Origin of the sequence: Streptomyces sp. NPDC090798 (genome assembly GCF_044768965.1) — a bacterium.
Classification (GTDB): Bacteria; Actinomycetota; Actinomycetes; order Streptomycetales; family Streptomycetaceae; genus Streptomyces.
Genome location: NZ_JBIVXA010000002.1, coordinates 173,440 through 187,753, shown reverse-complemented (window position 1 = coordinate 187,753; position 14,314 = coordinate 173,440). Strand labels below are relative to the sequence as shown.

At 68.3% G+C, this 14,314-nt stretch carries 12 protein-coding genes and 1 tRNA gene; 4 read left to right on the top strand and 9 right to left on the bottom strand.

Annotated elements, in window-relative coordinates; translation table 11 throughout:
• Nucleotides 1-100: 100 nt before the first annotated feature.
• Nucleotides 101-532: a TetR-like C-terminal domain-containing protein gene (locus tag ACIQTP_RS05105; RefSeq protein ID WP_403396421.1), complete on the bottom strand. Its 432-nt coding sequence runs from the start codon at nt 530-532 to the stop codon at nt 101-103.
• Nucleotides 533-605: 73 nt separating this feature from the next.
• Here ACIQTP_RS05105 and ACIQTP_RS05100 point away from each other — a divergent pair, with 73 nt between their 5' ends.
• The gene (locus ACIQTP_RS05100; RefSeq protein WP_403396419.1) at nt 606-1,556 is read left to right on the top strand and encodes an SDR family NAD(P)-dependent oxidoreductase; all 951 of its coding nucleotides are present in this window, start codon (nt 606-608) and stop codon (nt 1,554-1,556) included.
• A gap of 228 nt (nt 1,557-1,784) precedes the next feature.
• Here the strand turns inward: ACIQTP_RS05100 and murJ are convergent, their stop codons facing one another.
• The 4 genes from murJ to ACIQTP_RS05080 form a co-directional block, all read right to left on the bottom strand.
• Nucleotides 1,785-3,725 carry a murein biosynthesis integral membrane protein MurJ gene (gene murJ, locus ACIQTP_RS05095; RefSeq protein WP_403396417.1) on the bottom strand — a complete coding sequence of 647 codons (1,941 nt, stop codon included), beginning with the start codon at nt 3,723-3,725 and terminating at the stop codon, nt 1,785-1,787.
• Between the two features lie 368 nt (nt 3,726-4,093).
• A complete protein-coding gene (locus ACIQTP_RS05090) occupies nt 4,094-6,451 on the bottom strand; it encodes a GH92 family glycosyl hydrolase (protein ID WP_403396414.1) in 2,358 nt (785 codons plus the stop codon).
• A gap of 214 nt (nt 6,452-6,665) precedes the next feature.
• Nucleotides 6,666-7,499, bottom strand: coding sequence for a serine hydrolase domain-containing protein (locus ACIQTP_RS05085; protein ID WP_403396412.1), 834 nt, complete (start codon nt 7,497-7,499; stop codon nt 6,666-6,668).
• Nucleotides 7,500-7,540: 41 nt separating this feature from the next.
• Complete coding sequence (locus ACIQTP_RS05080) at nt 7,541-7,957, bottom strand: DUF393 domain-containing protein (protein ID WP_403396410.1); 417 nt, start codon at nt 7,955-7,957, stop codon at nt 7,541-7,543.
• Nucleotides 7,958-8,289: 332 nt separating this feature from the next.
• Between ACIQTP_RS05080 and ACIQTP_RS05075 the strand changes: the two genes are divergently transcribed.
• On the top strand, nt 8,290-8,469 hold the full coding sequence (locus tag ACIQTP_RS05075; protein WP_403396408.1) for a hypothetical protein: 180 nt from the start codon (nt 8,290-8,292) through the stop codon (nt 8,467-8,469).
• Nucleotides 8,470-8,645: 176 nt separating this feature from the next.
• Here ACIQTP_RS05075 and ACIQTP_RS05070 read toward each other — a convergent pair.
• Nucleotides 8,646-8,719 (bottom strand) — tRNA-Met (locus ACIQTP_RS05070).
• A gap of 451 nt (nt 8,720-9,170) precedes the next feature.
• Here ACIQTP_RS05070 and ACIQTP_RS05065 point away from each other — a divergent pair.
• Both ACIQTP_RS05065 and ACIQTP_RS05060 read left to right on the top strand, forming a co-directional pair.
• On the top strand, nt 9,171-9,986 hold the full coding sequence (locus ACIQTP_RS05065; protein ID WP_403396407.1) for a PIG-L family deacetylase: 816 nt from the start codon (nt 9,171-9,173) through the stop codon (nt 9,984-9,986).
• 307 nt (nt 9,987-10,293) lie between these two features.
• Nucleotides 10,294-11,625 carry a multicopper oxidase family protein gene (locus ACIQTP_RS05060; RefSeq protein ID WP_403396405.1) on the top strand — a complete coding sequence of 444 codons (1,332 nt, stop codon included), beginning with the start codon at nt 10,294-10,296 and terminating at the stop codon, nt 11,623-11,625.
• Between the two features lie 265 nt (nt 11,626-11,890).
• On the opposite strand, the gene sbnA is transcribed toward ACIQTP_RS05060, so the two are convergent.
• The 3 genes from sbnA to ACIQTP_RS05045 all read right to left on the bottom strand — a co-directional run bounded on the left by sbnA (nt 11,891) and on the right by ACIQTP_RS05045 (nt 14,285).
• Nucleotides 11,891-12,919 carry a 2,3-diaminopropionate biosynthesis protein SbnA gene (gene sbnA, locus ACIQTP_RS05055; protein ID WP_403396403.1) on the bottom strand — a complete coding sequence of 343 codons (1,029 nt, stop codon included), beginning with the start codon at nt 12,917-12,919 and terminating at the stop codon, nt 11,891-11,893.
• A 100-nt stretch (nt 12,920-13,019) separates the two neighbouring features.
• The gene (locus ACIQTP_RS05050; RefSeq protein ID WP_403396400.1) at nt 13,020-13,145 is read right to left on the bottom strand and encodes a hypothetical protein; all 126 of its coding nucleotides are present in this window, start codon (nt 13,143-13,145) and stop codon (nt 13,020-13,022) included.
• 147 nt (nt 13,146-13,292) lie between these two features.
• Nucleotides 13,293-14,285 carry a TauD/TfdA family dioxygenase gene (locus ACIQTP_RS05045; RefSeq protein ID WP_403396398.1) on the bottom strand — a complete coding sequence of 331 codons (993 nt, stop codon included), beginning with the start codon at nt 14,283-14,285 and terminating at the stop codon, nt 13,293-13,295.
• Between the last annotated feature and the right edge of the window lie 29 nt (nt 14,286-14,314).

Below are 14,314 nucleotides of genomic sequence, written 5' to 3'. Positions count from 1 at the left end.
GTCCAGAACGGCACGCGCCACGAGTGGCACAACTACGGGGACGGGCCAGCGCGGCTGGGCGTGGTCTTCCTCGCGACCGGGCACCGGGGCTACTGACCGGCTATGAACCGGTGGCCGGCTCCGCCCGCAGGCCGCGCAGCAGCACATCGAGGAGCGAGTCCACCGACTCGATGCTCAGATCGCTGCGACGGGCGGTCACCCAGTACATGAGGGAGCCGAGGATCGCGTCCGCGACCGCGCCGAAGTCCGCGTCGGGGCGCACCTCTCCGGCCTCGGCCGCCACGCGGAGGCGGTCGGTGAGCCCGGTCCGCTGCACCTGGGTGAAGCGCTCGTAGAGCCGCTCGGCGGTGGCCGGGTCCTCGCTCGCCGCGGAGGTGACGGCCCGGATCCGGTCGGCCCGGATCGGGTCGACGAAGTCCCGGGCGAGGGCGTGCGCCCACTTGCGGACGTCCCTGTCCACCGATCCGGTGCGCGGCGGCGGGGCGAGGTGGAAGGGCTGCGCCTCCTCCATCACCGCGTCCGCGACGACCATCCCCTTCGAGGGCCACCAGCGGTAGATGGTGATCCTCCCCCGAACCCCCCCGGCAACAGCGGCAAGGACGGCAATGGCTTTTCTCAGTACTCCTTTCCATCGCGACACCACCGCGGACGAAGTGCTTCGTGGTGTGGACCTCACCGGCCGGCGAGCGGTGGTCACCGGCGGCTCTTCCGGGGTCGGCGTGGAGACCGCACGGGCACTGGCCCGAGCCGGCGCCGAGGTGACCCCGGCAGTGCGCGACAGCGCCAAGGGGGCCAAGGTCGCCGCGGAGATCACCGCGGAAACCGGCAACCAGACCGTACTGGTCGCGCCGCTGGAGCTCACCGACCTGGACTCGGTGCGCGCCTTCGCCGCTGCCTGGCAAGGCCCGCTGCACATCCTCGTCAACAACGCCGGCATCATGGCCCTCCCGGAACTGCGGCTCACGCCGCAGGGGTGGGAGGCTCAGTTCGCCACGAACCACCTCGGCCACTTCGCCCTGGCGAACGGGCTGCATCACGCGCTCGCCGCCGAGGGCGGCCGGATCGCCGCGCTCAGCTCCACCGCGCATCTGTACTCGCCGGTGGTCTTCGACGACATCAACTTCACCCATCGGCCCTACGTCCCACTGGAGGCCTATGGTCAGTCGAAGACGGCGATCGCGCTGTTCGCCGTGGAGGCCGGCCGGCGCTGGGCGGCGGACGGCATCACCGCCAACGCGGTGATGCCCGGTGGCATCCGCACGCCCTTGCAGCAGCACGCCTTCGGGGAGGACATGTCGGACGAGGCGCGGGCCGTCTACGACGCCTACCCCTGGCGCACCGCCGCCCAGGGCGCCGCCACCTCGGTGCTGGTGGCCGGCTCGCCGCTGGTCGAGGGGGTGACCGGGCGGTACTTCCAGAACAGCGCCGAGGCCCCGGTCATCGACCCGAAGGAGCTGGAGACGGACATCGAGCCGGTGGGCGCCGCCCAGTACGCGCTCGACCCGGTGGCCGCGCAGCGGCTGTGGGAGCTGTCCGCGGCCGCCGTGTCCGCCTGACATGGCAGGCCGGGGACGTGGACTGATCCGCGACGCGGACGGCGCGTCGCTCCGAGGTGTGTCGGACCCCAGGTTCTGTCCGCAAGGATCGTGTCCCTCGCAGGTCACGTCTCTTCGGGCGACGGACGAAGCCTTAAGCCCGTGCCGCGCTCGCTCGGCGCCTGGTGTCGCTCGGAGAGCTCGCCGGGAACGTACCAGGTGACAAGAGGCACAGCGGTCTGCAGGAGCTCAGCGGCCGAGGCGTCCCCGGACCATCCCGACCATGGCGGCGACTTCCGGCAGCCGCATGAAGTGAGCGATCGCCGCAAAGACACCGAGCAGGACACCCCCGCCGGCCAGCAGGGCTACGAGCGAGCCCAAGGCGCCACTGCCGACAGCCTCGGTGACCGCGTAGGCCACGCCTCCACCGGCCGCGGCAGCGGGAGCCGCGGCTGCGACCAGACGAGCGTATGCCCGCAGGACCCGCGCGCCGTCCAGGTCACCGCCCAAACGCCTGCGCAGTCGGCGCCAGGCAACTCCCACACCGACCGCGTACGCCAGGCCGTAGGAGGCGGCCATACCGGCGACGGCCCAGCGGGGGTTGAGAACGGCGAAGCACAGTCCGGACGCTGCGGCGTTGACTGCGGCGACGATGACGGTGTTGTAGAAGGGCGTGCGCGTGTCCTCGTAGGCGTAGAAGCCGCGCAGTACGACGTATTGCACCGAGTAGGGAATGAGCCCCAGGCCGAAGGCCATCAGGACGAAGCCGATGCCGCGGGCGCCCTCGAGGCCAGAGCCGGCGTAGAGGAGTGTGGCCATCGGTATGCCCAGCGCGAGGAAGGCGAAGGCGCAGGGCACGATGGCGACGGCTGAGGTCCGCAGGCCGTAGGAGATGTCGTCGCGGACCGCTGCCGAGTCCTCGTCCTGAGCCGAGCGGGAGATCCTGGGCAGTACGGCGGTCATCACCGACACGGTGATGATGGCTTGCGGCATCTGCCACAGCAGCAGGGCGTAGTTGTAGGCGGTGATGCCGGAGCCGGTGTGCCCGGACCGTTCGGCGAGGGAGCCGGCCTTGGTGGCGAGTTGGGTGACGACGATCATGCCGAGTTGGTTGGCGAGCACGAACAGGAGTGTCCACTTGGCAAGGCCGAGGGCCTTGCCGAGGCCATGGCCCCGGAAGTCGAAGCGGAAACGAAGCCGGAAGCCGGCGTCGCGCAGATACGGGAGCATGGCAAGCGCCTGCACGGCCAAGCCGAGCAAGGTGCCGAGCCCAAGAAGCCGTACCCCCTCGGGGGTGACGGTTGAAGGGCTGACACCGGAGTCGGTGAAGGAGCCGAAAACCCAGATGAAACTGCCGAAGGCCGCGATGATCACGAGGTTGTTGAGAACCGGGGTCCACATCATCGCGCCGAAGCGGCCACGGGCGTTGAGAATCTGTCCGAGCACCACATGGGCGCCCATGAAGAACATGGTGGGCAGGCAGTACCGGGCGAAAGCCACGGTGACGGCCATACGTTCCGGGTGGGAGGCGATGTCTGGTGACATCATGTGCACCAGGAGCGGAGCGGCCAGCACGCACAGTGCCGTGACGCCCGCCAGGACGACGACAATCAGTGTGAGCAAACGGTTGGCGTATGCCTCACCACCGTCGTCGTCCTTCTTCATGGCTCGCACGAGTTGCGGCACGAAGACCGCGTTCAACGCACCGCCTCCGACCAGGACGTAGATCATTGTGGGCAGGACATTGGCGACCTGGTAGGAGTCGTTGAGTGTGCCAACACCGATCGCCGCAGCCATGACGAGAGTGCGCAGAAAGCCGGTGACACGAGAGACGATCGTGCCCGCCGCCATCACGGCGCTGGACTTCATCAGGCTCGAAGTGCCCCCCGCTTGCTGCGGCTTGGGACTCAGCTCCGGAGTCCCGGGCGCGAGCGGGCCGGGCGACTCACCAGCCTGGTTCCACACACCTGGGTGGGCAGACTGCTGCAGCGCCGCCCTTCGCCCTGCTCGCGCCTCCTCTCGCCCAAGGACGTCAGGAGTCACCGGAGGCTGTGCCACGCCGTCAAAGTCGTAGCGGGGCGCGGCCGCATAGATCCTGTCGACGGGTGGACGACGCAGGGGGACCGTGTCGTCCGCCAAATAGCCGGCCTCCGGTCCCCTGACGTCATTCTGGTCGTCCGGCGCGTTCATGCCTGTCCCACCCCGTCAGCCTCCAGCCCCTCAACGTCTTGTCGTTGTTCGGGACACTCTTTCACCCAGCTCATGCCAACCCAACATTTCACCTGTCGAGCGCATCTCGCTTCTTCGGTGGCTCAGTTGGTGGGTGGCAGGGGGTGTGGGCGGTGGCCGTCGAGTGACGGCCGCGGCGCCCGCCCATGCGTATGAGTCGACCGACGCATGGGCGATTGCCGCGACCGTGTCTCGTCAGGGGTGTGGTGTGTGCCGAAGTGCCGCGGTCGGACGTCCGGCCGGGGGATCAACAGCTACGCGTCCTCCCACAACCCGTCCGGAACACCGCGACCCACGTACGCCGCTCGACGCACTGCCCAACGACCGCCTCACCGCGTGGGTACCAGGGCGGGCGGGGCGGCGTCGGCGGACGTACCCCAGCCGGACGGTTCGCCGCCGACCGTGAAGGAGAGCGACCGCAGACCTCGGAGCGAATCGGTCGTCAGATACGTACGGCCGTAGGAGGAACCGTCGGCCCTCGCCGACTGGATGTACCGGTCACGGTCCGAGGTGCCCGTCGCCGTCACGGTCAGCGCGCCCCGCGGGTAGTAGCGCCGGTCGAGCGTCAGATCGACCCGCTCGAAGACGGGCGTCGACAGACCCCAGGTGTCGTAGCCGGGCTGCACCGGGAAGATCCCGATGGACGAGAGCACGTTCCAGGCGGACATCGTGCCGAGGTCGTCGTTGCCGGTCATGCCGGTCGGCGCGTCCGTGAACAAGGTCAGCGCGGCGTGCACCACATCGGTCGTCTTCCACGGCTGACCGGTCGACAGATATGTGTACGGGGCGATCAGGTCGGGCTCGTTCTGCGGGTTGTACTTGTCCGCGTTGTAGTAGTCGTACGGGCCGTTGACCCACACCTCTCGTGCGGTTTTCGCCGGGTCCTTCAGAAGCTGCTCGTACGCGAAGAACGAGTCCAGCCGGTTGTTGGCCGTCTGCTTGCCGCCGATCAGGTCGACCATGCCCGGCAGGTCCTGCGGCACGAGCCACTGGTACTGCCAGGACGTGCCCTCGTGGAAACCCTCGCTCAGGGCCGGGTCCGCCGGTCCTGTGAAGGTGCCGGAGGCATCCCGCGCGCGGAAGAAGCCGGTCGAACCGTCGTAGATCTTCCGGTAGTTCTGGGACCGCGCGGCATAGCGTGCGGCGTCCGCGTCGTGGCCCAGATCCCGTGCCATCGCGCCGAGCATGGCGTCAGACAGGGCGTACTCCAGGGTCGCGGAGGCTCCGTGGTCGTAGTCCGAGTCGCCGGGCTTCGCGTGTGGGCGGTCCTTGACGTAAGGTGCGAAGCCGTTCGAGATGTACTCCTTGTTGGCCTCGCGGCCCACCGCGGGCGAATCGGCGGGCGGCACCCCGTCGGCGTTCTTCTTCAGGGCGCGGTAGGCCCGTTCTGCGTATCCGTCGGCCCCCTTGAGCAGGCCCTGCTGGTAGGCGTTGGTCAGGAACGGGGTGACCGGGTCGCCGGTCATGATGTTCGTCTCGACCGTGCCGTAGCCCCACTTGGGCAGCCAGCCGCTGTCTTCGTCGATCTTGATGACGGAGATCGCCATGTCCCTGGCCTCACACGGCGCGAGCAGGGAGAGGAGCTGCGACTGGGTGCGATAGGTGTCCCACAGCGACCAGTTCTGGTAGTAGGTGAAGCCCTGTGCGCGGTGGACCCGCTGGTCCCAGCCGGTGTAGCGGCCGTCGGCGTCGCTGCCGATGTTGGGCGCGAGGAAGGACCGGTAGAGCGATGAGTAGAACGTGCGGCGCAGGGTGTCACCGCCGCCCTGGGCGCGTACGTCGTCGAGCCGGTCCTCCCACGCGCGGTGCGCCTCGCTCCGGACGGCGTCGAACGAACGGCCCCCCTCGGAGCGGAGGTTGAGGGCGGCGCCGCGGGCGTCCACGTACGAGAGCGCGGTGGTCGCTTCGACCGTCCGGTCCTTGGTCGTGTCGAAGCGGACGAAGGCGCCGCCCCGTCCCGTGCTCACGGATTCCTTGGAACCCTCGGTGACGGTATCGCCGTTCCAGGTGCCCGAAGTGGTGAACGGGCGGTCGAAGCGGGTGACCGTGTAGACGGTGTACGGCTTGGTGTCCTGGCAGAAGCCGCTGCCGGTGATGGCGGTGCGCACCGTGCGGTTGTCGAGGATCTCGACCTTGGAGGAGATCGTCCTGTGCAGTGACTGCCCCGCGTTGAGCAGGACGTTGGCCTTGTCCGTGGCCGGGAAGGTGTAGCGCTGCACCCCGGTCCGGGCGGTCGCGGTCAGCTCGGCCTCGATGCCGGTCTTCAGGTCGACCCGGTATGAGCCGGGGCTCGCCCGCTCGCTGTCGTGGCTGAACTCCGCCTCGTACTTGGCGTAGTCCGTCTCGGTGACGTCACCCGTGGTCGGCAGCACGGGCAGGTCGCCGCCCAGGCCGCAGCCGACGCCCGAGAGGTGGACGAGGGAGAAGCCGCGGATGTGATTCTGGGAGTAGTCGTAGCCGGTGTTGTGGCCGGTGTCGGGCGAGAACTGCACCATGCCGAAGGGCACGGCCGCGCCGGGGTAGGTGTTGCCCTCGTTCTCCGTCCCGATGAACGGGTTGACCAGATCGGTGAGCGGGCCGCTCGGCGGGACGGCCGCCCGAGCCGCCGGAATCGCGAGGGAGCCGCCGAGGAGCATGGTGGTCGCCACCAGCATCCCCGCATTGCGTAGCCGTTGAGTCCATCCCATGGGCGGGAATGCCTCCTCGAAGCCTGGACAACGTTGTCAAGCGCAGAGTGCGATCATTCTTCGTCGTGTACACGCAATCGTCAAGTATGGCGAGCGGGCGGGCAGTTCAGCGGATCACGCGAACCCGCGGTCTTCCGCGACCGATCTCGCGAGCTGGACCGTGCCTTGCGCGATCTTCTTTGTCGTAGTGGGCCCTTGATGACGGGTGTCGGCGTCAGGAGTCGGTACGGCTCCGCTTGAGTACCTCGATGCCGGCCCGGTCCGTGTCCTGCGATGCTCCGTTGAGGCGGTGGATCAGTACCCAGCGGCCGTCGTCCATCGCCCCGGCGAAGAGCGAGGCGTCGCGTGTCGCGCCGTTGTGCCAGTGCAGGGGGCCGGCCGTCTGCCAGGACGGTGCGGGATTGCCCAACCGGTGTTCCACCAGCAGGCGTACGAGCAGATCGGCCGCCGCGCGGGGGGTGGCCCACAGGCCTCCCGCGGGCAGGATCGCGCCGTGCATCGTCCACGGTCTGCGGGGCCTTCCGAGGAGGCCCGGGGTCGCCAGGAGTCTGCTCGGGTCGGGCCTCGCGGTCACCTCCGCTATGTCCAGCGGACGCAGGACGTACTCGGTCACCAACTCCTCGTAGGTGGTGCCGGATGCGGCGGTCAGGGCCTCGCCGAGGATCGCGTAGCCGAGATTGGAGTACTCCTCCTCGTGGCCCGGGGGACGGGTGGCGAGCGTGTCGAGCCGGTTCAGCAAGTGGTGCAACGCGTCACGATCGAACGCCGCGTACGGGTCCCGGCGTGCGAGGCGGGGCGGCAGGCGGGGGAGGCCGGACGTGTGCCGCGCCAAGTGCAGCAGCGTGATCCCGGTTCCGGGAATCGCGGGCAGCCACCGCTCGACCGGATCGTCGAGCGCGAGCACCCCGGCCGCGGCCATGCGGGTCAGCGCCGTGCCGGTGACGACCTTGGTGAACGAGCCGATCTCGACGAAGCGGTCCACGGCATGACCGTTGCTGATCTCGGGGGGAGCCGCGTCGCTCAGGACGCAGGTCGGGGTGCGGCGCACGATAGGGCCTTTCGATGGGGCGATGGGAAGGACTGGGCCGGTCAACTGGAGAGGGGCGGTGCCGCACACGCCGCTGTGCTTCCGGGCATGGGCCGCCGGTTGCGCGGCACCGGGCGGTACACCACGCGAGTGCAGGTGCGGACGCCGGGCAGATCGACGACAGTCGCGGCCGCGCGATACGTATCAGACGGCGAGGAACCGACGAAGCGGACCGACGCGTCCGCCCCGCCCGCGACGATCGCGTCGCCCCGAAGAATCGGCACCTCCCGGTCCAGCCGCTCAAGGCGGGGTGCGGTCGACTCTGCGGGCAGGAACTGCCACGGCACCGCTTCGAGCGTGGGTGCGGCGACTGCCCGGATCCGGTCGACGGATGCCTGGCAGAAGCCACGGTCCCCGTCGTGGGCGAGGACCGGCGGTGACGGCCGGACGCCGGTGCTGGTCGCGAGCTCTCCGTCCACTGGTGCAACAGGGCCTCTCGTTCGGCCGGATGCGGCGGGCGTATCCGGAGTGGTTTCTCAGCCACTCCGTGAGAGTCGGCGGTGACGTGCTTTTGCGGACGATGTGCCCCAACAGGCGTTGCGACAAATCCGCTTCGCGGACCGTATACGCGGACGCGGCGGCCGAGTGCACCGGGGTGCCGAGCCGCGATCCGTCCGTGGTCCCGACACGGACACACTTCCCTCAAGACAGAAGGTGCGTCACCCGATCAGTCCTGTGCGAAGGCACTCCGCTCTCCTCCGTGTCACGGTGACCGAGGACCGATTTGCCCTCACCGGAGTGGAGCGGCGCCATGGGTATCAAGGATGAGATGCAGGCGAAAGCCCAGCAGGCCAAGCAGAAGGCGCAGGGCAAGCAGGACGAGGCTTCCCAGCGGGGACGGGAAGAGCAGGAGCGCCTGCGGCAGCGTGCCGAGCAGTCTCGCGCACAGGGCTTCGACGACATCGAGGACGACCTCGATGACCGCACCTGATACCCGTCAAGGATGAGCCGGGCCCGCGTCACCGCACGGTGATGGGGGCCCGCGCGTAGGTGTGCCGGTCCGTGCTGCACTCCGCGCGATGCCCTGCTTGCCGGCGCCCCTTCGCGTGCCCCGGGGCTCGACACGCCTGAGGGGCCGGCACATCGTGCCGGCCCCTCAGGTTTCAGTAGCGGGGACAGGATTTGAACCTGCGACCTCTGGGTTATGAGCCCAGCGAGCTACCGAGCTGCTCCACCCCGCGTCGGTTCCTCCACTCTACGCCAACTATCCCGGCCCCGAGACCAATGATCGCCTGCCTGCCGCAAGGGACGTCGGCGGTCGCAGCGGCCACTTCCTCCTCGGCGTCCGGGCCGTGAATCCGCCGGCTTCGACCGAGAGCGCGCCGATGGGCCGGCCTTCCCGGCCGTCTACGGTCGGCGACTGCGTCCGGACGCGCACCGTCGGGGGAGTGGATGAGGAACTGGGAGAAACAGCCGGCAGTACTGGAAACACTGGGCCGCGGCGCACAGCCAGTACGCAGCGCAGCCCGCCCCCCGGACCGTCCCGACGGCGCGGTCATCGCCTCCATCGTCCTCCATCGCCGGGCAGGCGAACCAGTCCGCTCACTGGGCCTCACGCCCTGATCACAGCGGCAGACGCCTGCGGCAGGGACGTACGATCGGGATTCCTTCGTCCTGGAAGGTGGTCTGTCGATGACCGTGCCGAGTCTGCTCGCGGTTTTCGCGCACCCGGACGACGAGTCGATCTCGGCCGGCGGAGTGCTTGCCCGTCACGCAACTGTGGGCGGGCGCACCGCGGTTGTCACGGCGACCTGGGCCGCGGACACCCCGCGGGCCGCGGAGTTGGCCGAGGCGCTGCGGATCCTCGGCGCCGGCAAGCCGCGGATGCTCGGGTACGCCGATGCGCGTGTACCGCACTCGGCCCCGGGCTGCGTACGGTTCTGCGACGCGCCGCTCGACGAGGCGGTGCGGCGACTGGTGGGGCACATCCGGGAATTCCGCCCGGACATCATGGTCACCCATGACGCCTACGGCGGCCTGCCCGGTCACCCAGATCACGTCCACACCCATCGGGTGACCATGCTCGGGGCCCAAGCGGCGGGGCTCGGGCAGCTCTATCCGGATGCCGGTGCCCCCTGGCAGCCGCGTGCCCTCTACCTGGCCACGCACCCGCACTCGGCCGTGCCGGCGCTGAGAGACGTGATCGGAGCACGCAAGGCGGTGTACAGCGTTCCGGACGAACAGGTCACCGCAACTGTCGATGTCGGCCCCTGGCTGGAGCAGAAGATCGCCGCCGTACTGGCGCATCGCTCCGAGGTCGAGCGGGGAGCCCTGCCGGGGGTGATCGCCGGTCTTCCGCCGGATGCGCGGGAGCGGCTGTTCGCTACCGAGTGGTACATCCGCCACGCCCCCGTTACTGCGGCCGCTGCCGGTTCCAGCGCGGAGGGGCCTGGGAGGGGTCGCGGAGGGAAGAGAGGCGAATCGAAGTGCGATCTCCTTGTGTTGTGAGGGTCGCGAGGCGGGATCCAGTTGCCCGGCGCGTTGTGGGGCGGGCTCGCTCATCAAGGTGATGGCCGACCCGTTCCTTGGGGTCGTGACCGATTTCGCCAGATTTCCCGATGCATGATGGCGGCTCACGGCCGCCCGATTTCCACATGTGCAGTGCATGGGAGTTCAGCTTGTCCGCACATGCCCGTCGCACCCGGACCGTCATCGGATCCGCACTTGCCGCATTCGCACTGGCAGCGGGGTGTAACACGCATACCGAGATGAGCGCACTCGGCCATCCGGAGTGGCGACGGTTCCCCTGCGGAGTGTGTCCCCGTCGCCGGCACTCACCGCGCGGGCAACGCAGGATCTGCGCGACCCCGCGCAGATCGTGAGCAGGAACGGACTGCTCAGGACCAGGATCGTCGTCGAACGCAAGAAGGTGCGCCTGGCAGGCCGCGATCTGTGGGCCCTGACGTACAACGGGAGGTACATGCCGCCCACGCTGCGTCTGCGGCCGGGGGACCGGATGGAGATCTCCTTCGAGAACAAGCTCGACCATCAGACGAATCTGCACGTCCATGGCATGCACGTCTCACCCGTCGGTCATTCGGACAACGTCTTCGTCAAGGTCGAGCCAGGGAAGACGTTCACCTACGAGTACACCTTCCCCAAGAGCCTGGAGCCGGGGACGTACTGGTACCACCCGCACCCGCACACGCTCTCCGCCCCCCAGACCGCCGGCGGCATGTCCGGCCTGATCGTGGTCGACGGCCTCGACGCGTATCTGCCCGCGCCGCTCCGCGGGATCACAGAACACGCCGTCGCGCTCAAGGACTTCCAACTCGCGGGCGACCAGATCAAGACCGCGCATCTCAAGATCGGTGCACCCACGACACGCACCGTCAACGGGCAGCTCAACCCACGGATCCGGATCAGGCCCGGCGAGACCCAGCTGTGGCGGCTCGCGAACATCGGGGCCAACATCTTCTACCAAGTGACGCTGCCGGGTACCAAGTTCCACATCGTCGCCCAGGACGGCTACCCGGTGAACAGGGTCTACTCCGTCGACTCCTTGGTCATCCCGGCCGGTGCCCGGTACGACGTGCTCGTACAGGGCCCGAAGGCCGGCGTGTCGGAACTGCGGACCCTGCCGTACAACTCGGGCAAGGCCGGGAACCAGTTCCCCCGGGCGACACTGGCCACGGTCCAGTCCGGGGGCGAACCGATGCGACCCGCGGCCTTGCCCACAGCCTTCGCCCCGGTGGACGACCTCGCCAAGGAGGCCGTCGCGGGACGCAAGACGGTCATCTTCACGGAGAACAAGGCGGGCACGCTCTTCTACATCAACCACAAGCTGTTCGACCACAACCGCATCGACTTCCGGTCCAAGCTCAACACCGTAGAAGAGTGGACGATCAGGAACGACAGCGACGAGGTCCACTCGTTCCACATCCACACCAACGACTTCCAGGTGATGAGCATCAACGGCAAGCCGCAGGTCAACTACGGCTTGCGGGACACCGCCGACGTCCCTCCACGCGGAAACATGGTCATCCGTATCCGGTTCCTCGACTATCCGGGCAAGACGGTCCTGCACTGCCACATCCTCAACCATGAGGACGCGGGGATGATGGCGGTACTCCAGATCGACAAGTAGTCGGTCCGAGGGGCCGAGGGTCCGAGGCGCCGCTACTCGGGGCGGGCGGTGGGATGTTGACCCTGACCGTGTTCGCGCGCAGCCAAGACGAGTGGCGCGCGCGGCGTGCCCGTCGCGGGTGAAGGCGCGGCCCATGAGCGCTGCGCCGAGGTGAGCGACGAGTGTGCCCCGTTCACGTGTGACGTGGTGAAAACCTGGACCTTCGTTTTGGCCTCGCCAGGCAGGTCAGGGCCCCTCTGAGGCCGGGAGACTCCGTGTGCGACGCCTACCGCCGTCTGTCGGGCGACCTCGCCGACGGCGCACCGCGCGCTTCGTGGACGTCGGCGAGAGGCTGCGTGGCGGTCGGCAGAACATCGTTGCCGAAGAGATCACGGATCCAGTTGGCCTGGTAGACGGTCTCGAGATAGCGCTCTCCGAGGTCCGGGGCTATGGCCACCGTCGTGAGGGAGGGCGTGTCATGTCGGGTCAGCCAGTCGATCGCCCCGCTGACCACGGTGCCCGTGGAGCCGCCGAAGAGGAAACCATGTCTGGCCAGGCTATGACAGGTCCGGATGGTGTCGGCCTCCTCGACCTGTACCGCCTCGTCCACGTACGACGAGTCGAGCAGTGGCGGTCGCATGCTCATGCCCAGGCCGGGGAGCATCCGGCGGCCGGGTGCTCCGCCGAAGGAGACCGAGCCGAGAGGGTCGACCGCCACGATCCGCACGAAGCGATGCCAACGCCTGAACCAGCGGGCACATCCCATGAGCGTTCCGGTCGTGCCCGCCCCGACGAACAGGACGTCAAGGGCAGGGAATGTGCGCGCGATGGCCGGTGCTGTCGTCAGGTAGTGCGCCTTCCAGTTGTTGGCGTTGGTGTACTGGCTCAGCCACACATAGCGTTTGTCCTGAACGCAAAGCCTGCGGATATAGTCGAGACGAGCTCCGAGAAAACCATCGTGCGGGCTGGGCCGGGTGACGATGTGGACCTGGGCTCCGAGTGCCTCCATCAACAACCGGGTCTGCAGGTTGCAGCGCGAGTCCGTCACGCACAGAAGCCGGTAGCCCTTGCTGGCCGCTATCACGCTCAGGGCCACGCCCATGTTGCCGGACGAGGACTCCAGCAGGATCGATTCGGGCGTCAGGACCCCTGCCCGTTCCGCGGCCTTGACCATCTCCCTGGCCGGCTTCAGCTTGATGGAGCCTGCGAAGTTGAAGCCCTCGCACTTCAGGAACAACGGCTGCCCGAAGATCGGCTGCAGGTCGACGTAGAGGTCCTCCTCGTTGAAGCTGTAGGGGTCGGAGATGACTGGCACGATGGCCTCCGTGGGTTGATGAGCGGCGCCGCGCTGCGGGCTGCCGCGCCGCTCATCCGTAGCGGTTCAGTTGGTGGAAGAAGTCGTAGACGACGTGCAGTTATCCAGAGTTGGCGACCTGGTCGTAGACGTACTTGCCGACGGCCAGACCGAGTACGGTCAGGTGCGGTGACGTGTCCCCGCGCAGGATCGTTGGTGCCAGGTCCCGCAGTGATATGTGGAGCACGATCCGTTCCGACAAAACCGTGATGAACGGGGCGCGGGCGGTGCCGGCTGAGCCAGTCGGCCGCCGGCGCGGCCGACACGGCCGTACGGGAAGCGCTGATGATCCGGGAGGACGGTGTGGGCCGGGTGGTGGGGGAGTAGGTGGTGGTCATGAAGTGGTCACCTCCACGGTCGGTGGACCATCCGCCGGTCGCACCGGGTCCGCCAGGGCGGCCATGACGTTGCGCGGTCCTTCGTAGGCCTCTCTGCTGTGCGCCGTGCGCACGTTGTCGACGAGCAGCAGGTCGCCGTCCTGCCACGGTTCGCGCACGGTGTGGGCCTGGTAGACCTGGTTGATGAGGTCGACGGTGTCGGGTGAGATCGAGTCGCCGTTCCCGTAGCGGGTGTTGAACGGGAGGCCGTCGGCGCCGTAGAGATCCACCAGGTACTCGCGAATTTCCGGATCGAGTGTCCATTCGCTGAGAAACGCGATTTGGTTGAACCAGCAGCGTCGGCCCGTGAGGGGGTGTGGGATCACGGCGCTTCGGCGTTGTCTGGTGCGCAGGCCGCCGTCGGGCTGCCAGGCGAGCTCGATCGCGGAGGCGCGGCAGTAGTCTTCGACGGCTGTGCGGTCCTCGGTGCCGAAGGCGTCGGTCCAGTCGGCGCCGATGTCGTCGTTGTAGTTCCGGGTGAGCAGCCAGCCTTCGTGCTCGAATCGTTCTACGAGTTCGTCGGGCAGGGCGGCGAGTACGGTCGGCGAGTCGGCGAGGGCGGTCGCACCACCACTGGTGGGCGAGCTCAGACAGGCGAACAGCATCATGCCCGGGAACCGGAGGGCGTAGCTGAGCTCGTGATGCATGCACATCTGTTGGGTGGGCGGCCACTTCGACGACGAGTACACGCCGTTGCCGTAGGTGTGTCGTGGGGCGAATGCTTCCTTCTCGTCCATCAGGCCGGTGGCCAGCCGTGCGAAGACGGAGGCGGTCCCGGACACGTCATGGAGCCGGAGACCACGCACCAACACGGCACCATGCTCGGTGACAAGGCGGCGCAGCAGGTCGCGGTGTTCGGTCGCCCAGCGCGACGGGTCGTCCGTCGGGCCGGTGGCCAGTATCGCTATGGGGCCGGGCCCAAGGTCCACCCCGATCGGTCGTGTGGTCATTGAGGACGACATCTCGCTCTGCCTCCGAT

Bases quoted from the DNA above. Each gene is read 5' to 3' on its own strand.
- ACIQTP_RS05075 (WP_403396408.1), top strand. From the start codon at position 8,290: ATGGGTATCAAGGATGAGATGCAGGCGAAAGCCCAGCAGGCCAAGCAG.
- ACIQTP_RS05045 (WP_403396398.1), bottom strand. From the start codon at position 14,285: ATGACCACACGACCGATCGGGGTGGACCTTGGGCCCGGCCCCATAGCG.
- murJ (WP_403396417.1), bottom strand. From the start codon at position 3,725: ATGAACGCGCCGGACGACCAGAATGACGTCAGGGGACCGGAGGCCGGC.
- ACIQTP_RS05090 (WP_403396414.1), bottom strand. From the start codon at position 6,451: ATGGGATGGACTCAACGGCTACGCAATGCGGGGATGCTGGTGGCGACC.
- ACIQTP_RS05105 (WP_403396421.1), bottom strand. From the start codon at position 532: ATGGTCGTCGCGGACGCGGTGATGGAGGAGGCGCAGCCCTTCCACCTC.
- ACIQTP_RS05065 (WP_403396407.1), top strand. From the start codon at position 9,171: ATGACCGTGCCGAGTCTGCTCGCGGTTTTCGCGCACCCGGACGACGAG.
- ACIQTP_RS05100 (WP_403396419.1), top strand. From the start codon at position 606: ATGGCTTTTCTCAGTACTCCTTTCCATCGCGACACCACCGCGGACGAA.